This is a genomic window from Ruegeria sp. AD11(2025), from assembly GCF_056542405.1.
The window spans coordinates 1-20,461 of sequence record NZ_JBQFZU010000036.1 but is presented as its reverse complement, the minus strand read 5'-3'; the positions used below and the strand labels follow the sequence as shown (position 1 = coordinate 20,461).

Here is a 20,461-nt window from a genome sequence, read left to right as displayed (position 1 = left end):
TCCCCGATCCGAAGGACGCGACATGGCCGCCTATCAATATGTCTACCACATGCAGGGTGTCTCCAAGACCTATCCCGGTGGCAAGAAATGCTTTGAAAACATCCACCTGAGCTTTCTGCCCGGTGTGAAAATTGGTGTTGTCGGCGTCAACGGTGCGGGTAAATCGACCCTGATGAAGATCATGGCGGGCCTCGATACCGACTTCACCGGTGAGGCGTGGGCCGCCGAGGGCGCCAAGGTCGGCTATCTGCCACAAGAACCGCAGCTGGATGAATCCCTGACAGTGCGTGAAAACGTCATGCTGGGCGTGGCCGCGAAAAAGGCCAAGGTCGACCGGTTCAACGAGATCGCCATGGAAATCGCCGAGAACTACTCGGACGAGCTGATGGAGGAAATGACCACCCTGCAGGACGCGATCGATGCCGAAAACCTGTGGGACCTCGACAGCCAGATCGACGTGTCGATGGAGGCGCTGCGCTGTCCGCCGGACGACGCTAATATCGCCAACCTCTCGGGCGGCGAGAAACGCCGCGTTGCGCTCTGCAAGCTGCTGCTGGAAGCACCCGACATGTTGCTGCTCGACGAACCAACCAACCACCTGGACGCCGAGACCATCGCCTGGCTGCAACAGCACCTGATCGACTACAAGGGCACCATCCTGATCGTCACCCACGACCGTTATTTCCTGGATGACATCACCGGCTGGATCCTCGAACTCGACCGGGGCCGCGGCATTCCTTACGAGGGCAACTATTCCGCATGGCTGGAACAAAAAGCCAAACGGCTCGAGCAGGAAGCGCGCGAGGACAAGTCCAAGCAAAAGACCCTGCAACGCGAATTGGAATGGATGCGTCAGGGCCAGAAGGCCCGTCAGGCCAAATCCAAGGCCCGGATCAACGCCTATAACGAGCTGGCCGAACAGTCCGAGCGCGAAAAGCTGACCCGCGCCCAAATCGTCATCCCCAACGGCCAGCGCCTTGGCGGCAAGGTGATCGAGGTCGAGGGCCTGTCGAAACACATGGGCGACAAGCAACTGATCGAAGGGCTGGACTTCGCCCTGCCACCCGGCGGCATTGTCGGCGTCATCGGCCCGAACGGTGCCGGTAAATCGACCCTGTTCAAGATGCTGACTGGCCAAGAACAGCCCGACAGCGGCACCATCACGCTGGGCGACACGGTTGAGCTGTCTTATGTCGACCAGTCCCGCGACGACCTGAAAGACAACGACACCGTGTGGGAAGCGATCACCGGCGGCGCCGAGATAATCCAGCTGGGTGACGCGCAGGTCAATTCCCGCGCCTATTGCTCGTCCTTCAACTTCAAGGGCGGCGATCAGCAGAAGAAGGTCTCGCTGCTGTCAGGTGGTGAGCGCAACCGCGTCCACATGGCCCGCCTGCTGAAAGAGGGCGGCAACGTCCTGCTGCTCGACGAACCGACCAACGATCTGGACGTCGAGACCCTGCGCGCGCTGGAAGACGCGCTGGTCGATTTCGCAGGCTGCGCCGTCGTCATCTCACACGACCGTTTCTTCCTCGACCGGATCTGCACGCATATTCTGGCGTTTGAGGGCGACGCCCATGTGGAATGGTTCGAGGGCAACTTCGAAGACTACGAAGAAGACAAGAAACGCCGGCTGGGTCCTGATGCTCTGGAGCCCAAGCGCCTCAAGCACAAAAAGTTTGCACGATGATCGACTTTTTTGAAAAGCGCATCGACAAGTGGAAGCGCAGTGTCCGAAAACGGGTTGCTATTCGGCGGTTGCAGCGCATTCCGCAAAACGCACCTCAGAACTGTGTTATTGTGGCAAGCAATGGACGGTCCGGCAGCACGTTGACCTTTCTTGCCCTTGCTGATGCGCTGAAAGAGATCGACCCTATATCGGCAAAGCGGGTGGATTTTGTCGCCCGGTTGAGTGACACGGAGTATTACACTCCGTGTGTGTACAAGACCCACGACTTTCCTCAGCCGCTCGCTACATGGCCCGAGAATACCCGGGTCGTTTTTTGTTTCGGACCCACCAAGGATTCCGCGTTTTCCGTTTATTCCGCAATGGAAAGATTTGGCGCGGACTGGATAGATCAGCACTTTTATCATCTGCACGCTACCGGCACCTTTGATGAGCTGTTCGAACGCGATGTGCTGCAGCAAGCACGGCAGATCAGGGAGTGGGTAACATTTGAAGATGTTCCCGTTCTGTGCGTTCGCTATGACGCGCTTTGGGACCATCAGGATACAATTTCGCGGTTTACCGGGTTGGATTTCACCCCGCCCAAGCGGCGCGAGCGGACCCCGAAAGACATTCCGGATGAATTCAAAGCCGACGCCGATCGGCTATATGACCCGATTGATGAAGTGATCGACGAATTGCCAGAGTGTTTTATTGCCTCGGCCCAATATAGCGGCGTTGTAGGTAAACTACCCGTCGCCGACTGAGTGTAGATGATTGGTGGCTCTTTTTGTCGGCGCCCGTTGGGATTTTATCAAAACGCGTATGACCGACGCGACAGCAACTGCCTGAGCGACGACCCCACACGGTCGTTCGCCTTCGGAATTCGCCTGTGTGAGTTTCTTTTGGCCAACTTGGTATCGGTCAAACCTGATTCAATTTGGCGCCGTCCCGGTAAGGGCGGACGCCAAGCAACAAAGGACCAATTTGGTGAGAGTGCTTTTTTCAAAGGGGCTTGTGTTCATATCTAAGCCACGCTGTGGCTCTACATCGGTCCGCAAGTATCTAAAGCGATACCTGTCAAGTAAAGCCGGAGATTTCGCCGTGGATTATGCCCACGACTCCGAGCATTTTCACCCTCACGATACCGCCCCGTATGTCAAAACAACGCTGGCAGACCTGTATCCCGGGCACGCAAGGCTTTCGTATTTCATGACCACGAGAAACCCGGTTGAGTTGCTTTGGTCTTATTACCGGTATTTCAAACCCGATGCCGAGTGCCGCTACAACTTTGCTCCTGATTGGGATGAAACGACGAAGATGGAGTTCGAAGAGTGGGTACAGCATGGCAAAATGGGCATGAAGGATGGGTGGAAGGAACTCGCTCCCAGTTGGATTTCGACGCAGAACCTGTCGCCCCTAAGCCTTGAGGCCCACGCCATCGATCGGGCGGGAGTCAACCATATCGATCACCTGTTTCGGCTCGAAAACGTAAATGAATTGAACGGCTGGCTTTCTGGCAGGTTACCCAAACGCTGGTATTCGGCGTTTTCACTGCGTGAAAACTCAGTTCCACACATCAACCAGGCGGGCGGTCATACCGAAGGTGATGAAAAGCCCTTCACCCTGTCAGAAAAAAGCCTGAATGCTATCCGGTTGATGTTTCCTGCCGAAAGCAAAATGTACAATATCTAGGCTGGCTTTGCCTGTACTTTGGGCGGTCATTCGAAAACCTGTCAGGCGCTCACCAGCAGGCTAGATTCGCCATCCACTTTGGATTTCCGGGGGTTTTTTGTTTCTTACAGAACAGGACTCCTCCCTTGCCCTGCGCCGTTGCCGATGCCATATCTAAATTGCTAACGTTTTTCTATTTCGACCTACTGTCTCCTTCTACGGCGCTCAGTCTATCGATCCAGACAACGACGCCAGGCTGCCGCAACTCCGTGGGCAGCATTAAACAGGAGACAACGGATATGCCCGCAGGCACCGTAAAATGGTTCAACACCACCAAAGGCTACGGCTTTATCGCACCCGAAGATGGCGGCAAAGACATCTTCGTTCACATCTCGGCCGTGGAACGCTCGGGCCTGACCGGCCTGGCCGACAACCAGAAGGTCACATACGAGCTGCGCGCCGGTCGTGACGGCCGCGAAAGCGCAGACAATATCGTGCTTGCATAAGATATTGGAAGGGCAGAGTATTCTCTGCCCTTTTTCTTTTTCGGGTATCTGTTTGCGCTCGTGATGCGACATGATTGTGTGTCCCCACGACGACATCACAATAGGGTTACTTCTCTCCAGCGATTGACCAGATCGGTTATCCTTCCGAAATTAGGGTCAAGATTTATCTGTTGTTTTATAGAGAGCTGCCATGTTCACCCGCCGTACCTTTCTGACCGCGACCGCAGCCGCCAGCCTGGTGCCTGGCGTTGCCGCAGCAAAGAAGAAAGCTGTCGAATACGATCCCACGCCGCAATTTGTGCGCATAAAGAAGCAGTTTCAGCCGGGTCAGTTGCTGGTCGCGCCCCGGTCGTTCTACCTGTATTTCGTGACCGAACCGCGCAAGGCGGTCCGCTATGGCTGCGGGGTAGGCAAAGCCGGTCTGGAGTTCACTGGCACCGCCACCATCGACGTCAAGAAAGAGTGGCCGACCTGGCGCCCGACCGACGAGATGATCGAGCGCGAACCCGTCGCTTATGCCCGGTTCAAGGACAATGACTATGTCCAACCTGGCGGCGGCGACAATCCTTTGGGCGCGCGGGCGCTGTACCTGTTCCAGAATGGCGTCGACACCTATTTCCGCATTCACGGTACCACGCAGCCGCAGACCATCGGTCATGCAGTCTCAAATGGCTGTATCCGAATGATGAACGAACACGTTGTCGATCTCTATGAGCGTGTGCCGATCGGGACCGTCGTAACCGTCGTTTGATCACTGCTGGGCAGCAGCAACAAGTTCCAGCACATAAGGGCCGAGGTTATCAACGATCAGGGCAACCCCTTCGGCGTTCGGGTGAATGCCGTCCGGCTGCATATAGAGACGGGCGGTGTCCGGATCGCCCTCGGCGGTCAGCCCGGTGAAAAAGCTTGGGGCGTAGCCGGTTTCATACTGTTCGGCCAGATCAGGATAGATGGCATCAAACGCCAATTTGTAATCTGCCCCGTAATTTCCCGGTGCCTGCATCCCGATTAGCAGCACATCGACATCTGCGACATCCGCCGCTTTGACAATCGTTTCAAGATTGGCGCGCGACACCGCCGGGTCGATCCCCCGCAGCAGATCATTACCACCAAGCGTCACGATCATCCCGTCCACATCCGGCGTCAGCGTCCAGTCCGCCCGCGCCGCGCCACCAGCCGTGGTGTCTCCGGACACACCTGCGTTGATAAGGCGCACATCCGCACCCTGCGCCTTAAGCCAGCGGTCCAACTGAGGCACAAATCCGTCCTGTTCGGGCAACCCATAGCCTTGCGTCAGTGAATCCCCTAAAGCAGCAATCACCACCTGCTCGGCTGTGGCCGCAAAGCCGCAGAACGTAAACAGCATCGACATCAAAACCTTGCGCAACATCTGAACCGCTCCATATCCCAATTGACCATGCCCATCCGGAATGACCCATGACGACACCCGTTCTTTCCCTCCAAAATGCCGCTTTGTCGCTGGATGGCAATGCCGGTCGAGTGAATATCCTGCACGACATTTCCCTGACCGTCGCCCAAGGCGAAACGCTAGGGTTGGTTGGGCCGTCCGGGTCCGGCAAATCCTCACTGCTGATGCTGATGGGCGGGCTGGAGCAGGCGACCGGGGGCGAAATCACTGCTTTGGGCCATGATCTGACAGGAATGGACGAGGATGCGCTTGCCCGGTTCAGGCGTGATGCAATGGGGGTGGTGTTTCAGAACTTTCACCTGATCCCCACCATGACCGCGCTTGAGAATGTGGCCACGCCGCTGGAACTGGCCGGGCATAAGGATGCATTTGCCCGTGCTGCGGCCGAATTGGACGCGGTCGGTCTTTCACATCGGCACGATCACTATCCGGCGCAACTGTCGGGGGGTGAGCAGCAGCGGGTTGCGCTGGCGCGCGCCTCCGCGCCGCGCCCTCAGATCCTGCTGGCGGACGAGCCGACCGGAAATCTGGACGATACCAACGGTGCGGCCATCGTCGAACTGCTGTTCGGTTTGCGTGACAGGCATGGTGCCACGCTGGTTCTGGTCACCCACAGCCACAGTCTGGCGCGCAAATGCGACCGGGTGATCCGGTTGCGGGATGGCACCATCGCGGAAGACACGCAACAAGAGGCCGCGGAATGAGCCTGCGTCTGGCCGGTCGTCTGGCAGGCCGGGAACTGCGCGGCGGCGTGCGCGGCTTTCGCGTGTTTCTGGCTTGTCTGGCGCTGGGGGTGGCTGCCATTGCCGCTATCGGGTCGGTGCGTTCTGCGATCCAGACCGGGCTGACGCAGGAAGGCTCGGCGCTGCTGGGCGGGGACGCGCAGTTGGAATTCACCTACCGCTTCGCCACAGATGACGAGCGCGCGTGGATGCAACAAACCGCGACCGAAGTGTCCGAGGTTGTGGATTTCCGCTCGATGGCCGTTGTGCGTCGGGGGGGCGAAACCCAGCGTGCCCTGACGCAGGTGAAAGCCATGGACGCGGCCTATCCGTTGTTGGGAACAGCAAAGCTGGAGCCTGACCAATCGCTTTCCGCCGCATTGGACGGCCAGCAGGGCCTGCCCGGAGCGGTCATGGATCCGGTGCTGATGGACCGGCTGGGCCTGTCCATGGGAGACCGTTTTGCACTTGGCACGCAGGATTTCGTGCTGACGGCAGCATTGATGCATGAACCGGACGGCGCCGCCGACGGCTTTGGATTGGGACCGCGCACTCTGGTCCGGACCCAGGATCTGCAGGCATCCGGCCTGCTGGCGCCGGGGACGTTGTTTGCCACCAAATACCGGCTGAAGCTGCCGCCGGGAACCGACCTCGAAACCCTGTCCGCCGCGGCCAGAAGTAGTTTCGACGGCACCGGAATGCGCTGGACCGATGCCCGCAACGGCGCGCCGGGGATTGCCGAGTTTGTCACGCGTCTCAGCGCCTTTCTGGTTCTGGTCGGCCTGTCCGGTCTAGCTGTTGGCGGCATAGGCGTGTCCGCTGCCGTACGCGCCTATCTGGCGCAAAAGACCGAGACAATTGCAACGCTGCGCACGCTGGGCGCGGATCGCGCGACGATCTTTCAGACATATATGATACAAATCGGGGTATTGTCAGGGCTCGGCATCGCGTTTGGGATTGCTCTGGGGGCGGCTTTACCGCTGCTGCTGGCCCCTCTGATCGAGGCCCGCCTGCCCGTCCCTGCCGTTTTCACGCTCTATCCCCGCCCTCTGGCCGAGGCTGCACTGTACGGAATGCTGACCGCATTCCTGTTCACCCTCTGGCCCCTCGCCCGAACCGAGGAGGTCCGCGCCGCGACCCTGTTCCGCGACGCGCTATCATCGGCGCGCGCTCTTCCGCGCACTGCCTTCGTGGTCGCAACTGCCTTCGGATTGGCACTGCTGATCGCGTCTGCCGCTTGGTTCAGCGGCTCGATTCGCCTGACGCTCTGGACAAGCGCCGGGCTGGTCGGCGCGCTGCTGCTGCTGTCCTTTTCCGCGCTTGCGATCCGCAAACTGGCGCGCATCAGCACCAAGGCGGCTCGGGGTCGACCTGCTCTGCGATGGGCTTTGTCGGCGATCTCGGACCCGCGTGAAGGGGCCGCTTCGGTTGTGCTGTCTCTGGGGCTGGGCCTTTCGGTGCTTGCCGCCGTTGGCCAGATCGACGGGACCCTGCGCAATGCGATCTCGGGTAATCTGCCCGACGTGGCCCCGTCGTATTTCTTTGTCGACATTCAAAAAGACCAGATGCCCGGGTTTAGAGAGCGGCTGGAAACCGACCCCGCCGTCAGCCGCATCGAAAGCGCTCCAATGCTGCGCGGCATCATCACCCAGATCAATGGGCTGCCCGCGCGCGACGTCGCTGGCGATCACTGGGTTCTGGATGGTGACCGGGGCGTGACCTATTCCGCCACACCGCCCAAAAACGCCCGCATCACCGCGGGCGCATGGTGGCCCCAGGATTACTCAGGCATGCCGCAAGTCAGTTTCGCCGCGGAAGAAGCCGAAGAAATGGGTCTGGACCTTGGCGACGAATTGACCGTGAACATTCTGGGCCGCGACATCACCGCCGAAATCACTTCTTTCCGCGAGGTCGATTTTTCGACCGCTGGCATGGGGTTCATCATGTCGATGAGTCCCTCCGCCCTTGCCGGGGCGCCGCACAGTTTCATCGCCACGGTCTATGCCGAAGAACAGGCCGAAGCCGGCATCCTGCGCGATCTGGCGGGCCAGTTTCCTAACATAACCGCAATCCGGGTGCGCGACGCGATTGACCGCGTCTCGAGCCTGCTGACCGGGTTGGCCGCCGCGACTTCTTACGGAGCGGGGATATCCTTGTTGACCGGATTTCTTGTTCTGATCGGGGCCGCCGCCGCAGGAGAAACCGCGCGTCGTTACGAATCCGCGATCCTGAAAACACTGGGCGCGGATCGGCGACGCATTTTGATCAGCTTTGCTCTACGCTCAGTCCTGCTGGGTGCAGCGGCCGGGGGCGTTGCCCTGCTGACCGGCATTCTGGGGGGGTGGGCGGTTGCCACCTACATCTTCGATATCAGTTTCTCGGTCATCTGGACTTCAGCGCTGAGCATCGTTCCGGCCGGCATTCTGGTGACCCTTGGCGCGGGGCTAGCCTTTGCCCTGCGCCCTCTGGCCGCACGTCCGGCCCGCATCCTGCGGGCCAGCGACTGATCTCAACGCACGCAGGCGACCGGTTGCAGGATTTGCAGCAACTGGTCGTTGTCGCACACAAGCGCGTCCAGTGTGATTTCGTCCAGCGAAGCATAGAACACCTCGGCCGCGTCCTGCAGCGCAAGCCGCAATCGGCAGGCATCCGTCAGGGGACAGGTGTTGTCGGCATCGGCAAAGCACTCGGCGATTGGCAAGTTACCTTCGACATGGCGAAACACCGAGCCGATCCGAATCTGATCGGCGGGACGCGCCAAAGACATGCCACCGTTGCGACCACGTTGAGTACTGAGGTAGTTCAGCTGGCTCAATTGGTTGATCACCTGCGCCAGGTGGTTTTCCGATATGTTGCACACATCGGCGATCTCGGCCTTTGTCACCAGCCGATCCTGATGCGCCGCACAATACATCAGCAAGCGCACCGCGATATTTGTCCTTTTGGTAATCCTCATCGAGACCTCCCAAATTTCAAGATGCGATCTTATTGCATGTCCGACAAAAAAGCGGTTTGACATACATCAATCGCTCAAGAAGGACCTGACGGCGCATGGCAGACCCTTATTTCTTTGGCTATGGTAGCCTCGTGAACCTAGCGACGCACGATTTCCCCGACCCACATCCTGCGCGGCTGATGGGGTGGCGACGCGCCTGGCGACACACCGACCTTCGCCCAGTAGCCTTTCTGACTGCAATCCCTGACCCTGAGTCCGAGATCGAAGGGATGATCGCCCATGTCCCGAAAAACGACTGGGTGGCGCTGGACGAGCGGGAATGGGCCTATGACCGGGTTCCCGCGACCCAAGCTGTCACACATCCTTTGACCCACGAGGTCGAAATCGCCGTTTACGCGGTACCGCAGGGCCGCCACGCCGTGCCCAGCAATCGTCATCCGCTGCTGCTCAGCTATATCGACGTGGTCGTGCAAGGGTATCTGCGCACCTTTGGTGAGGACGGTGCGGACCGTTTTTTTGCCACCACCGATGGGTGGTACGCGCCGATTCTGAACGACCGGGCTGAACCTCGATACCCGCGCCACCAGCATTTGAAACCGGCCGAGACCGAATTTGTCGATGATCGGCTGCGCCGCATTTCTGCGTCGATTGTCCATACTGCATAGAAAAATGCGGGGCTGCATATCGGCCCCGCCTTTCGGATATCAGTGCTTTCGCGCTTAGCCGCGTGCCCGGATAACCTGCAGCAACGGCAGCAGGTTCGCCATTTCCGGCCCGCGCTCCATACCCGTCAGCGCCTTACGCAGTGGCATGAACAGGCCTTTGCCCTTGCGACCCGTGGCCTCTTTCACGGCTTTGGTCCAAGTGCCCCAGGTCTCGCCATCGAAAGGCCCTTCGGGCAGCAGAGCCACGGCCTCAGAGATGAACTCACGATCCTCGTCGGCGATCAAAGGCTCTGCCCCGTCACGGCACAGCTCCCACCAACCTTTGAGGTCACCCAGAGTGGTGATGTTCTCACGCGCCATCGCCCAGAACGGCGCGGCCAGTTCTGCCGGAACGCCCGCGTCAGCGACCGCATCGGCCACGTCCGCCAGCGGCAGCGACTGCAGATGCTTGGCGGTCAGCGGGAACAAGTCCTGCACGTCAAACTTGGTTGGCGCAGCGCCAAAGCGGTTCACATCAAAGCCTTCGATCAGTTCCGCCATGTCCGAGCGCAATTCTACCGGATCGGACGAACCCAGACGCGCCATTAGGCTCAGCAGCGCCATAGGCTGCACGCCCTGTTCACGCAGATCGCGCAAGGCCAGCGTGCCCAGACGCTTGGACAATGCCTCGCCCTGCGGGCCGGTCAGCAGCGAGTGGTGCGCAAAACGCGGGCAAGTGCCGCCCAGCGCTTCGATGATCTGGATTTGCGTCGCAGTGTTGGTCACATGGTCCGAGCCGCGCACGACATCGGTTACGCCCATCTCGGTGTCGTCCACCACTGACGCGATCGTATACAGAACCTGCCCATCGCCCCGGATAAGCACCGGATCAGACACTGATGCAGCATCAATCGAGATGTCGCCCAGAATACCGTCAGTCCACTCGATCCGCTGGTGATCCAGCTTGAACCGCCAGACGCCATTGCCACGTTCAGCCCGTAGGGCCTCTTTCTCGGCATCCGACAGGTTCAATGCAGCGCGGTCATAGACCGGCGGCTTGCCCATGTTCAGCTGTTTCTTGCGTTTCAGGTCCAGCTCCGTCGGCGTTTCAAACGCCTCATAGAAACGGCCCATTTCGCGCAGCTTGTCAGCGGCTTCGGCATAGCGATCCAGACGGTCCGATTGACGCTCGATCCGGTCCCAGTGCAGGCCCAGCCACTCCATATCCTGCTTGATGGCATCGACATATTCTTCTTTCGACCGCTCAGGATCGGTGTCGTCGATACGCAAGATAAACGTGCCGCCCGCTTTGCGAGCGATCAGATAGTTCATCAGGGCGGTACGCAGGTTGCCCACATGGATGTAACCGGTGGGCGACGGGGCAAAACGGGTGGTGGTCATGGAGTTCTCCTGTTGGCGCGGCTCATGTCACAGGATGGGCCAATTGTCCAGCAAGGGCGTTCAGGTCGGCTCCACCGGCCAGTGCCGCTCCAAGTCCTCAAGCCCGGCACGGATCAGCTCGGCCAGGACATCCAGATCGATATCCGCCAGCTTGTTCACGTATAGACAAGATTTACCCAGCTTGTGCTTACCCAGACGGGACAGGATGTCCCCGAAATCCGCATAGCCGGGCATGATGTAAATTGACAGCGCGGACTTGCGCGGGGAAAAGCCGGTGGCAAGGAAGTCGCCCTCGCGCCCGGATTTATAGCGATAGTGATAGCGGCCATAGCCCACAATCGAGGGCCCCCACATGACGGGCTCGAACCCGGTCGTCTTGCGGAAAAGCCCGTCCAGAACCTTCCCACTTTCGGCCCTGCCGAAAGGCTGCACCCTGGATAGAAAGCTCTCGACACTCTGGTCGGTTGGAACGGTCTTATTCTCAGATCGCGGCATAAACAAAATTTAACACGCATTGTTCATCCACGCAGCCCATATCTCTGGAGTATAAACTGGCAAGAGACTCGCACCGACCTAACTCACCTACAGGTGTTCTGACAGGGAGAACCACAATGACCATTAAACTCACACGCCGCGCCGCTTTGGGTTCTGCGGCCGCTTTGCCATTTGCCACAGCCGCGGCCCCGCTTTTGGCCGCCGGGAGCGAGACCAAGGCCAATTCATCCATTGCCAAGTCCTTTACACTGGGCGATTTCACCGTCACCACGCTGCTGGATGGAAGCCTGCCGCGTGATGGCGCCCAAGAGATTTTCGGCGGCGGTGCTTCAGATGAGGATTTCGCCAAAGTCTCGGCCGAAAATTTCATCTCCCCGGATGTAGCGCAATTCTTCTTCACGCCGACGCTGGTCAATACCGGGTCCGAGCTGGTGCTGTTCGATACCGGTTTGGGCCAAGGTGGCATTCAGGCTGCACTGGCGGATGCGGGTGTCACTCCGGATCAGATCGACGTTGTTGTCATCACCCACATGCACCCCGACCATATCGGTGGCATGACCACAGATGATGCGCCGACCTTCCCGAACGCGCGTTATGTCACCGCGTCGCCCGAGTATGATTTCTGGGCCGCACAAGAGGCCGGAAACCGGGTCGGTGATCTGGTGGCCACCAAGGTGACACCGCTCGCCGAGAAAATGACCTTTGTCGAAGACGGCGGCGAAGTTGCGTCGGGCATCACCGCCGTCGCCGCCTATGGGCACACACCCGGTCACACGGTCTATCATCTGGAAAACAACGGTCAGCGGTTGGTGCTGACCGCTGATCTGGCGAACCACTATGTCTGGTCCTTTGCCCACCCGGAATGGGAAGTGCGCTTTGACATGGACAAGGCTGCCGCTACCGCCTCGCGGCGCGACGTGCTGGGAATGCTGGCCGCCGACAAGGTACCGATGATCGGCTATCACATGCCTTTCCCTGCAGCCGGGTTCGTCGAAAGCCGAGGTGACGGGTTCCGCTTTGTGCCGGTCAGCTACCAGATGATGGGCTAGGCCCTCAGTACCCGGGATCCGGTCGCACCTTTGAGCCATCTGAAAAGCGGGAGAGGCGGAAGGCGGCCGGATCGACGCATGGCGTGGTTTCGGCGACCAGATCGGCCATCAGGCGGCCTGCTGCCGGGCCGATGCCAAACCCATGGCCCGAAAACCCGGTTGCGATGAACATTCCCGGCATCTGATCAACCCCCGAGATCACCGGCACCGCGTCCGGCGTAACATCAATCAGGCCCGCCCAGCTTTGTACAAGCTCGGCCTGTTCCAGCATCGGGAAACCTCTGCGCGCCGCTGCCCAAGCCCGTCGCAGCGTTTTGGGCGAAGGTTCGGGATCCAGCACGCGGCAATGTTCGAACGGGGTGACATCCGTGGGTAGCCAGGTCTGGTCCTGGCTTGCTTCGATGCTCCAGCGCTTTGACAGTCGAAACCGCAGCGATCTCCATTCCTGTGCGAATGCGGGTAAGAACTGCCGCGCCAGCCGAAAACTGTCAGGTACAATGTCCACCGTGTTTTCATGGCCCGAGGCGATGGAATAACCCCCGTCTGACCGTTTACGCATGGCAAAATCGTCGGACCAAAGCGCCGCTTCTGGTCCTTCAGCTGGAGAGGTCCGCAGGACCGTATTCAAAACCTTCAATTGCGGTAGTTCAATCCCCGCATTCCCCGCAAACAGACGCGACCAGGCACCACCGGCAAGAACAACGAAGTCACAGGCCACGCGGCCACGCTCGGTGAATACTCCGGTGATGCGACCACTCCCGGCATCGACGCTGCGGACGGCACAATTGGTCGTCAAAACAGCGCCGCGATCCCGCGCTGCCTCGGCAATTGCTGGCGCAGCCTGTTGTGGTTCGGCCCGGCCGTCCTGCGGCATGTAAAGGGCGCAATCGTAGGAAGTCTGATTGCCCGGCAGCAGGGCGTGCAACTCGGCCCCCGAAACCAGCCGCGCGCCGGTTTGCAGCCCGTCCACGTGACGCAGCCACTGTTCCAGATTGCCGCTGTCGCGTTTGCCCGAAGCACCAAACAGGATGCCCGCGCGGGTATAGCCGGTTTCCCGCCCGATGCGCTGATCCAGCCCTTGCCATAGATGCAGCGATTCGATCATCAACGGGATCTCCCGCGGGTCACGCAACCCCAGACGGACCCATCCCCAATTGCGAGAGCTTTGCTCGCCCGCAATCTGCCCCTTTTCGCACAACAGTACCGAGGCGCCTCGTTCAGCCAACTCCAGCGCGGTCGATGCTCCGATAATGCCGCCGCCAATAACAACGACATCCACGGTTTTGGGCAGGTGCAGATCGGGTTCAACGGGGGTTGGTTTGGGGCCGGGCATCAACCGCTCTTACTTCATGGCTCGGGTCGCCATGAAGGCGTGATGCAGGCGCTCAGGCAACATGTCTTCTGCTGCGGGACCGATGTTTTTTGACAGCTGTGGCGAACACGCCAACAGGCGCGAGAAAGCTCGCACCGTCCTGTTTCAAATCGCTTGGAGTTTACGCTGCGCCGCTCAGTTCAGCCCATTTCTGACGCAAGGTTGCCGCAAGGCCAGAATCGCGAGGTTCCACTTCTTCGTCTATTTCCGCCTGTTCGGGCAGGACCGGGAAGATCGCGTTGAGTTTAGTCGCTCCCACTACGGGCTCGGGGTCTTCGCTTTCTTCTTCGCGAAGAAGATCAGCAATCGCCGAGTCCAGCTTGGCCTCGTCCAGAACCCGTGCTTCGGATTCCATCGACTTATACCTTAACGGCGGGTGAAGCGGCTTGTCATATCCCTTATACATAATAGCACCAAATCGTTAACCCAGACATCCAACACGCGTGCGCCACAGTTCCATACATCGAATTGAGGTCACACCGCCCCATGTGGGGCATCAATTAAGCCAAAATGTGGCAAAAAAATGTCTCAGTTTCAAGCAGTCAGTTCCCTGAGAGCTTGAAAAATCAGAATGTTATCCACTATCTGGAAACAATAATAAGGATGCCTAGCGTAATGGGTCCGATATCGAAACGTCGTTTGACCCAGCTTCACGATTCCCCTTCGGCTCAGTCCCGATCCCGCCAGCGGTTCACAATCGGGTAGCGGCGATCCAACCAGAATGCCCGGCTGGTCAGGCGCGTTCCGGGGGCGGATTGAAAGCGCTTGTATTCGCTGATATAAATCAGGTGCTCAACCCGCCGCGCGTCGACCTCGTTGAAACCGGCGGCCACGCAATCAGCGATCGAGCCCTCTTGATCGACCAGAATATCCAGAATCGCATCCAGAATCGGGTAATCGGGCAGGCTGTCGCTGTCCTTTTGATCTTCGCGCAGTTCGGCGCTGGGGGGTTTTTCAATGACCGAGGGGCGGATCACCTCGCCCACCGGGCCCATCATCCAGTCGCGGTGATTGGTGTTGCGCCAGCGGCAGGTCTCGAACACACGCGTTTTGTACAGGTCCTTGATCGGGTTGTAGCCACCGTTCATGTCGCCATAGATCGTGGCATAGCCCACCGCGACCTCGGATTTGTTGCCGGTGGTCAGCAACATCTCGCCAAATTTGTTCGAGATCGCCATCAGCAACAAACCGCGCAGGCGGGATTGGATGTTTTCTTCTGTCAAATCTTCATCATGACCGGCAAACAGCGGGGCCAGAGTATCTGTCACTGCCGCCCGACTGTCCGAGATCGGCACGTAGTCGTAGTACACGCCAAGTGCTTTGGCCACGGCCTCGGCATCGTCCAATGAAGCCTGACTGGTATATTCCGAAGGCAGCATCACGCAGCGAACATTCTCGGCCCCGATAGCATCCACGGCAATAGAAGCGACCAGAGCGGAATCGACGCCGCCCGACAGACCCAGCAGAACCTTTTTGAACCCGGTCTTGCCCATGTAGTCGCGCAGGGACTGCACCATGGCGCGATAGTCCTGCTCCCATTCATCGGGCTGCGGCACGATCTCGGCCGGTACGATGCGCCAACCATCATCGCCGCGCTCCAAGTCGATATGGGTCACGGTCTCATCGAAAACCGGCATCCGGAACGCCAGTTCTCCACCTGGGTTCAGGCCGAAAGTGGCCCCGTCAAAAACCTGATCGTCCTGCCCGCCCACCATGTTGAGGTAGATCACCGGCAGACCGGTCTCGACTACGCGGGCCACCATATGATTCAGGCGTATATCGTACTTGTTGCGAAAATAGGGCGATCCGTTGGGGATCAGCAAAAACTCGGCCCCGGTTTCCTCAAGCGTTTCGGCCACATCAGGGTGCCAGCTATCTTCGCAGATCGGGCTACCGATACGTGTATTTCCGACTGCGTAAGGCCCGCCCAGCGGGCCAGAGTCGTACAGGCGCACCTCATCGAACACCGTTTCATTGGGCAGATGATGCTTCAGCACCTTGCTGCCGATCCGACCGCCCTTGAGGATCAGATAGGCATTAAACAGGCTGCTATCTTCAACCCACGGCCCGCCAATCGCCACTGCCGGGCCGTCGGCGCATTTTGCGGCCAATTCTTCGACAGCCACCATCGCCGCCCGGTGAAAGGCGGGCTTCATCACCAGATCCTGCGTGTTGTAGCCGGTGATAAACATTTCGGGGAAAGCCACCAGGTCGGCCCCGGCATCGCGCGCCTGCTTCCACGCGGCTAACGCCTTGGCGGCATTGCCTTCGATATCCCCTACGATCGGGTTGAGTTGCGCCAGAGTGATGCGGAAACGGTCGGCCATGCTGCCCTCTTGCCCTCGTCGGTCTTATTGCCATTTAGCAGATCATTGCGCGAGTGAAAGGCAAATGCGGCAAAACCCGTTGCTCTGCCCCCGCGCGTGCCGTAGTTTTGCGCAAAAGATGAAAACCGGACAGGCAGGACCGATCATGAACGCTTTCCGCATTTCTATTGCCGCATCCGCGATGGCCCTGATCGCTGCGGGTGCCGCCGCACAGAACGGTCAGGTGATCACAACGGATGATGAGGTCGGGGGCGTCTACGAGGGCACCTTTGAAAACGGCCTGCGTCACGGCACCGGCACCTACCGCCTGCCCAACGGGTTCGAATACAGCGGCGAATGGGTTGAGGGCGAAATTAAGGGAATGGGCATCGCCCGCTATGTCAACGGCTCGGTCTTTGAGGGGATGTTCGCCAAGGGCCAACCCGAAGGACGTGGCAAGATCACCTATGCTGATGGTGGCAGCTACGAGGGCGAATGGGCAAACGGTGCGATCAATGGCACGGGTGTAGCCGTCTACGCCAATGGCGTGCGCTATGAGGGCGGCTTCCAGAACGCCCGGCATCACGGTAAAGGCGTACTGAGCGACCCGGGCGGCTACAGTTACGATGGCGATTGGGTGGATGGCGTCAAACAGGGCAAAGGCAAGGTGACTTATGCCAATGGCGGTATCTACGAAGGTGACATTCGCAACGGTCAGCGCCACGGCCAGGGCAGCCTGACCCTGCCCGACGGGATGACCTATGCCGGCGATTGGGCCGAGGATCGCATCACCGGCACCGGGCGCATGTCTTTTGTCAACGGGGACGTCTACGAGGGCGAGTTGGTCGAAGGCCGACGGCAAGGCAAGGGCAAGATGACCTATGCCAAAGGCGATGTCTACGAAGGCGACTATTCCAACGACCTGCGGCATGGTCAGGGAACCTATACCGGCACGGATGGGTTCCTCTATACCGGTGAGTGGACCGACGGCCTGCTTGAGGGGGTGGGCGAGCTGACCTACCCGGACGGCTCTGTCCATGTCGGGGATTTCAAGGCCGATCTGGCCGAGGGCAAGGGCCTTATCACCTACCCGGACGGTTCGACCTACGAGGGGGATTGGATCGCCGGGGTAATCGAAGGCGAAGGTGTGTCGACCTATCCCAACGGTACCGTCTACAGGGGCCAGTTTCGAAACGCCAAGAACCATGGCAAGGGCATCCTGACCATGGCCGACGGCTCCAGCTATGAAGGAGACTGGGTGGACGGCTTGCGGCAAGGCAAGGGCATGTCCACCTACCCGGATGGCACGGTCTATTCCGGAGAGTTTCTGACCGGCAAACGCCACGGGCAGGGCGAGATCATCATGGCAAACGGGTTCACCTATTCGGGTCAATGGACCGAAGGCAAAATTACCGGAGAGGGGATCGCAACCTATCCCAACGGTGATGTCTACGAGGGCAATTTCGTGGACGCGAAACGCCATGGCGCCGGCACCGTACGCTATGCCAACGGCGAAACGGAAACCGGCGTTTGGGACAACGGCGCACTGGCGACGGCTGATGATACTGCTCCCGAAGCGGCTCCCGAGACGCCCCCGTCAAACCCGGACGGCTGAAGCAATACCGCTACCATGGCACCGGTTTTCCCGCCCAGTCGAAGAACCCGCCGGTATCGGTCGGGGTCAATTGCGCCATCACGTCCAATAAATTCGACGCGGCCTCGTACGGGGCAACAGCAGGATATCGGCCGAGGTATTTCCGGGTGACGTCCGTTTTGACAGTACCGGGATGCAGCGCGACACAGATCGCCTGTTTGTGGGTGCGGGCCAGTTCGATTGCTGCCGTGTGAACAATCTGATTCACCGCCGCCTTTGCCGCCCGATAGCTAATCCAACCACCCAGCCGGTTATCCCCGATCGAACCCACACGAGCCGAAAGCACGGCAAAAACCGCGCGGCGGTCGCGGGGCAACAGACGTGCCGCGTGACTGAGGACCAGAGCCGGGCCCACGGCATTCAGCGCAAACTGATCCATCATTGCCTGCCCAGATACAGCGCGGACGGTCTTTTCCGGTGCCGTGCCGTTGATCTCCAATGCCCCGGACGCAACAAGGATCAGGTCGAACACTCCGGGGATCGCGCCCAGCACGCGATGCACGCCATCAGGGTTCGTCAAATCAAACCCGTCGGCTGAGCGTGACAAGCCCTTCACAGCCACCCCCTGCCCGCTCAGGCGCTGACAGACTGCCTGTCCGATGTCTCCTGATGCGCCAATGATCAGTGCTTTTTCCATGGCGAACCACCTAGCCGCCTGTCTGCGCGGATCAATGCGGCGCGGAAAAGAAACCGCTCAACTGCAGTTACGTCGCAAAATGGTCTTTTCATTCCGGGACGGCTCTGTATAACCTCGTCCCCATGATCAACCGCGCAGATATCCTTGTTGCCGACACCGCCATTCGCGGTGCGTCTCTGCGCGGCCTACTGATCCTAATCCGCCTCTGAGCGTGCCATCCGGCGCGCCCGCTCAGAGGAGGACGCCCGCGCGCCATAGGCTTTAGGACAGAAGAAGAAAGAGAATCCCATGACCAACGTGACCGACCAAGACCGCGTCTTGATCTTCGATACCACTTTGCGCGACGGCGAGCAGAGCCCCGGCGCCACCATGACCCACGCCGAAAAGCTCGAGATTGCCGAGTTGCTGGACGAAATGGGTGTCGACATCATCGAAGCCGGTTTCCCCATCGCCTCGGAAGGTGACTTCAAGGCGGTTTCGGAAATCGCTCAACGATCCAAAAACAGTCGCATCTGCGGTCTGGCCCGCGCCAATTTCGCCGATATCGACCGCTGCTGGGAGGCCGTGAAGCACGCCGGGAAGAACCGGATTCACACCTTCATCGGCACCTCTCCGCTGCACCGCGCGATTCCGAACCTGACCCAGGACGAGATGGCCGAGAAGATCCACGAGACCGTCAGCCACGCGCGCAATTTGTGCGAAAACGTGCAATGGTCGCCGATGGATGCGACTCGAACGGAATGGGATTACCTGTGCCGTGTAATCGAAATTGCGATCAAAGCCGGTGCGACCACGATCAACATTCCTGACACCGTTGGCTATACCGCTCCGGTGGAAAGCGCGGACCTGATCAAGCGCCTGATCGAGACCGTGCCCGGTGCCGATGAGGTGGTTTTTGCCACCCACTGCCACAATGACCTTGGTATGGCGACCGCAAACTCTCTGGCGGCAGTCGCAGGCGGTGCGCGCCAGATCGAGTGCACCATCAACGGTCTGGGCGAACGTGCGGGCAACACAGCGTTGGAAGAGGTCGTGATGGCTCTGCGAACCCGCAACGACATCATGCCGTGGAACACCGGCATCGACACGACAAAGATCATGCATATCTCGCGCCGGGTGGCGACGGTCTCGGGCTTCAACGTGCAGTTCAACAAGGCCATCGTCGGCAAGAACGCTTTTGCCCATGAAAGCGGCATCCATCAGGACGGCATGCTGAAGAACCGCGAAAACTTCGAAATCATGCGCCCCGAGGATATCGGCCTTTCGGGCACGTCTTTGCCGTTGGGCAAGCACTCGGGCCGCGCGGCGTTGCGCGACAAGCTCGAGACACTGGGCTACGAGGTCGGGGACAACCAGCTCAAGGATATCTTTGTTCGGTTCAAGGATCTGGCCGACCGCAAGAAAGAGGTATTCGACGACGACCTCATCGCGTTGATGTCGCTGGACGATGACGAAAGCAACGACCACCTGCAACTGGTATCGATGAAGGTCACCTGCGGCACCGGTGGTCAGGCGGAATCGACCGTCGAACTGGAAGTAGACGGCAAGGACGTCATCGCAACCGAACACGGCGACGGGCCGGTGGATGCGACGTTCAAGGCGATCCGCGTGATCTATCCGAACACCGCCCGGCTTCAGCTCTATCAGGTGCACGCGGTGACCGAAGGCACCGATGCGCAGGCCACGGTTTCGGTGCGCCTGGAAGAAGACGGCATGATCGCCACCGGTCAATCCGCCAACACCGATACGGTGGTGGCCTCGGCCAAGGCATATATCCACGCCCTGAACCGCCTGAAGGTGCGCCGCGAGAAAACCGGTCCCGGTGCCGACGCGCGTGAGATCAGCTACAAAGACCTGACCTAAAACGACGGGAAGAGGCTCCCGCACCCGCACCGGCCCGACTTCGCCGACCTTCTTGGGTTTTGGGCCCGGCAGCGCGCCGCAGGCGCG

Annotated in this window: 19 protein-coding genes; 11 read left to right on the top strand and 8 right to left on the bottom strand. The window is 59.5% G+C overall.

Annotation, left to right across the window (positions count from 1 at the left end):
- The first annotated feature begins 22 nt into the window (after positions 1–22).
- The 5 genes from ettA (at position 23) to ACR1XY_RS21665 (ending at position 4,597) form a co-directional block, all read left to right on the top strand.
- Positions 23–1,690: an energy-dependent translational throttle protein EttA gene (gene ettA, locus ACR1XY_RS21685; protein WP_010442471.1), complete on the top strand. Its 1,668-nt coding sequence runs from the start codon at positions 23–25 to the stop codon at positions 1,688–1,690.
- A complete protein-coding gene (locus ACR1XY_RS21680; protein WP_480596412.1) occupies positions 1,687–2,433 on the top strand; it encodes a hypothetical protein in 747 nt (248 codons plus the stop codon). Before ettA ends, ACR1XY_RS21680 begins: the two co-directional genes overlap by 4 nt.
- Before the next feature lie 337 nt (positions 2,434–2,770).
- The gene (locus ACR1XY_RS21675; protein ID WP_480596410.1) at positions 2,771–3,361 is read left to right on the top strand and encodes a hypothetical protein; all 591 of its coding nucleotides are present in this window, start codon (positions 2,771–2,773) and stop codon (positions 3,359–3,361) included.
- Between the two features lie 278 nt (positions 3,362–3,639).
- Positions 3,640–3,846 (top strand): cold-shock protein, encoded by a 207-nt coding sequence (locus ACR1XY_RS21670; protein ID WP_170327110.1) that lies wholly within the window; start codon positions 3,640–3,642, stop codon positions 3,844–3,846.
- A 190-nt stretch (positions 3,847–4,036) separates the two neighbouring features.
- Positions 4,037–4,597, top strand: a complete 561-nt coding sequence (locus ACR1XY_RS21665) for a L,D-transpeptidase (protein WP_480596408.1) — start codon at positions 4,037–4,039, stop codon at positions 4,595–4,597.
- Here the strand turns inward: ACR1XY_RS21665 and ACR1XY_RS21660 are convergent, their stop codons facing one another.
- Complete coding sequence (locus ACR1XY_RS21660) at positions 4,598–5,236, bottom strand: arylesterase (protein ID WP_480596406.1); 639 nt, start codon at positions 5,234–5,236, stop codon at positions 4,598–4,600. It abuts the gene before it with no gap.
- Positions 5,237–5,283: 47 nt separating this feature from the next.
- Between ACR1XY_RS21660 and ACR1XY_RS21655 the strand changes: the two genes are divergently transcribed.
- Entirely contained in the window at positions 5,284–5,979 is a 696-nt protein-coding gene (locus ACR1XY_RS21655; RefSeq protein ID WP_480596404.1) for an ABC transporter ATP-binding protein, read from the top strand.
- The gene (locus tag ACR1XY_RS21650) at positions 5,976–8,504 is read left to right on the top strand and encodes an ABC transporter permease (protein WP_480596402.1); all 2,529 of its coding nucleotides are present in this window, start codon (positions 5,976–5,978) and stop codon (positions 8,502–8,504) included. Before ACR1XY_RS21655 ends, ACR1XY_RS21650 begins: the two co-directional genes overlap by 4 nt.
- Before the next feature lie 2 nt (positions 8,505–8,506).
- Here ACR1XY_RS21650 and ACR1XY_RS21645 read toward each other — a convergent pair whose 3' ends face one another.
- Positions 8,507–8,953, bottom strand: coding sequence for an RrF2 family transcriptional regulator (locus ACR1XY_RS21645; RefSeq protein ID WP_480596400.1), 447 nt, complete (start codon positions 8,951–8,953; stop codon positions 8,507–8,509).
- Positions 8,954–9,048: 95 nt separating this feature from the next.
- Between ACR1XY_RS21645 and ACR1XY_RS21640 the strand changes: the two genes are divergently transcribed.
- A complete protein-coding gene (locus ACR1XY_RS21640; protein ID WP_480596398.1) occupies positions 9,049–9,618 on the top strand; it encodes a gamma-glutamylcyclotransferase family protein in 570 nt (189 codons plus the stop codon).
- A gap of 54 nt (positions 9,619–9,672) precedes the next feature.
- Here ACR1XY_RS21640 and gltX read toward each other — a convergent pair whose 3' ends face one another.
- Complete coding sequence (gltX, locus tag ACR1XY_RS21635) at positions 9,673–10,998, bottom strand: glutamate--tRNA ligase (protein ID WP_480596396.1); 1,326 nt, start codon at positions 10,996–10,998, stop codon at positions 9,673–9,675.
- A gap of 60 nt (positions 10,999–11,058) precedes the next feature.
- Positions 11,059–11,493 (bottom strand): DUF1801 domain-containing protein, encoded by a 435-nt coding sequence (locus ACR1XY_RS21630; protein ID WP_480596394.1) that lies wholly within the window; start codon positions 11,491–11,493, stop codon positions 11,059–11,061.
- Positions 11,494–11,609: 116 nt separating this feature from the next.
- Between ACR1XY_RS21630 and ACR1XY_RS21625 the strand changes: the two genes are divergently transcribed.
- Positions 11,610–12,542, top strand: a complete 933-nt coding sequence (locus ACR1XY_RS21625; RefSeq protein WP_480596391.1) for an MBL fold metallo-hydrolase — start codon at positions 11,610–11,612, stop codon at positions 12,540–12,542.
- Positions 12,543–12,546: 4 nt separating this feature from the next.
- Here ACR1XY_RS21625 and ACR1XY_RS21620 read toward each other — a convergent pair whose 3' ends face one another.
- The 3 genes from ACR1XY_RS21620 to ACR1XY_RS21610 all read right to left on the bottom strand — a co-directional run bounded on the left by ACR1XY_RS21620 (position 12,547) and on the right by ACR1XY_RS21610 (position 16,241).
- Entirely contained in the window at positions 12,547–13,875 is a 1,329-nt protein-coding gene (locus tag ACR1XY_RS21620) for an NAD(P)/FAD-dependent oxidoreductase (RefSeq protein WP_480596389.1), read from the bottom strand.
- 160 nt (positions 13,876–14,035) lie between these two features.
- Positions 14,036–14,269, bottom strand: coding sequence for a hypothetical protein (locus tag ACR1XY_RS21615; protein ID WP_480596387.1), 234 nt, complete (start codon positions 14,267–14,269; stop codon positions 14,036–14,038).
- 313 nt (positions 14,270–14,582) lie between these two features.
- Positions 14,583–16,241, bottom strand: a complete 1,659-nt coding sequence (locus tag ACR1XY_RS21610; RefSeq protein ID WP_480596385.1) for an NAD+ synthase — start codon at positions 16,239–16,241, stop codon at positions 14,583–14,585.
- Positions 16,242–16,386: 145 nt separating this feature from the next.
- Between ACR1XY_RS21610 and ACR1XY_RS21605 the strand changes: the two genes are divergently transcribed.
- Positions 16,387–17,835, top strand: a complete 1,449-nt coding sequence (locus ACR1XY_RS21605) for an MORN repeat-containing protein (protein ID WP_480596383.1) — start codon at positions 16,387–16,389, stop codon at positions 17,833–17,835.
- A gap of 10 nt (positions 17,836–17,845) precedes the next feature.
- On the opposite strand, the gene ACR1XY_RS21600 is transcribed toward ACR1XY_RS21605, so the two are convergent.
- Positions 17,846–18,511, bottom strand: a complete 666-nt coding sequence (locus ACR1XY_RS21600) for an SDR family NAD(P)-dependent oxidoreductase (protein ID WP_480596381.1) — start codon at positions 18,509–18,511, stop codon at positions 17,846–17,848.
- A gap of 288 nt (positions 18,512–18,799) precedes the next feature.
- On the opposite strand from ACR1XY_RS21600, the gene ACR1XY_RS21595 reads away from it, so the two are divergent.
- Positions 18,800–20,374: a 2-isopropylmalate synthase gene (locus ACR1XY_RS21595; RefSeq protein WP_480596377.1), complete on the top strand. Its 1,575-nt coding sequence runs from the start codon at positions 18,800–18,802 to the stop codon at positions 20,372–20,374.
- The last annotated feature ends 87 nt before the right edge of the window (positions 20,375–20,461 follow it).

Bases quoted from the DNA above. Each gene is read 5' to 3' on its own strand.
- ettA (WP_010442471.1), top strand. From the start codon at position 23: ATGGCCGCCTATCAATATGTCTACCACATGCAGGGTGTCTCCAAGACC.
- ACR1XY_RS21680 (WP_480596412.1), top strand. From the start codon at position 1,687: ATGATCGACTTTTTTGAAAAGCGCATCGACAAGTGGAAGCGCAGTGTC.
- ACR1XY_RS21670 (WP_170327110.1), top strand. From the start codon at position 3,640: ATGCCCGCAGGCACCGTAAAATGGTTCAACACCACCAAAGGCTACGGC.
- ACR1XY_RS21665 (WP_480596408.1), top strand. From the start codon at position 4,037: ATGTTCACCCGCCGTACCTTTCTGACCGCGACCGCAGCCGCCAGCCTG.
- ACR1XY_RS21660 (WP_480596406.1), bottom strand. From the start codon at position 5,236: ATGTTGCGCAAGGTTTTGATGTCGATGCTGTTTACGTTCTGCGGCTTT.
- ACR1XY_RS21655 (WP_480596404.1), top strand. From the start codon at position 5,284: ATGACGACACCCGTTCTTTCCCTCCAAAATGCCGCTTTGTCGCTGGAT.
- ACR1XY_RS21650 (WP_480596402.1), top strand. From the start codon at position 5,976: ATGAGCCTGCGTCTGGCCGGTCGTCTGGCAGGCCGGGAACTGCGCGGC.
- ACR1XY_RS21645 (WP_480596400.1), bottom strand. From the start codon at position 8,953: ATGAGGATTACCAAAAGGACAAATATCGCGGTGCGCTTGCTGATGTAT.
- ACR1XY_RS21640 (WP_480596398.1), top strand. From the start codon at position 9,049: ATGGCAGACCCTTATTTCTTTGGCTATGGTAGCCTCGTGAACCTAGCG.
- gltX (WP_480596396.1), bottom strand. From the start codon at position 10,998: ATGACCACCACCCGTTTTGCCCCGTCGCCCACCGGTTACATCCATGTG.
- ACR1XY_RS21630 (WP_480596394.1), bottom strand. From the start codon at position 11,493: ATGCCGCGATCTGAGAATAAGACCGTTCCAACCGACCAGAGTGTCGAG.
- ACR1XY_RS21625 (WP_480596391.1), top strand. From the start codon at position 11,610: ATGACCATTAAACTCACACGCCGCGCCGCTTTGGGTTCTGCGGCCGCT.
- ACR1XY_RS21620 (WP_480596389.1), bottom strand. From the start codon at position 13,875: ATGCCCGGCCCCAAACCAACCCCCGTTGAACCCGATCTGCACCTGCCC.
- ACR1XY_RS21615 (WP_480596387.1), bottom strand. From the start codon at position 14,269: ATGGAATCCGAAGCACGGGTTCTGGACGAGGCCAAGCTGGACTCGGCG.
- ACR1XY_RS21610 (WP_480596385.1), bottom strand. From the start codon at position 16,241: ATGGCCGACCGTTTCCGCATCACTCTGGCGCAACTCAACCCGATCGTA.
- ACR1XY_RS21605 (WP_480596383.1), top strand. From the start codon at position 16,387: ATGAACGCTTTCCGCATTTCTATTGCCGCATCCGCGATGGCCCTGATC.
- ACR1XY_RS21600 (WP_480596381.1), bottom strand. From the start codon at position 18,511: ATGGAAAAAGCACTGATCATTGGCGCATCAGGAGACATCGGACAGGCA.
- ACR1XY_RS21595 (WP_480596377.1), top strand. From the start codon at position 18,800: ATGACCAACGTGACCGACCAAGACCGCGTCTTGATCTTCGATACCACT.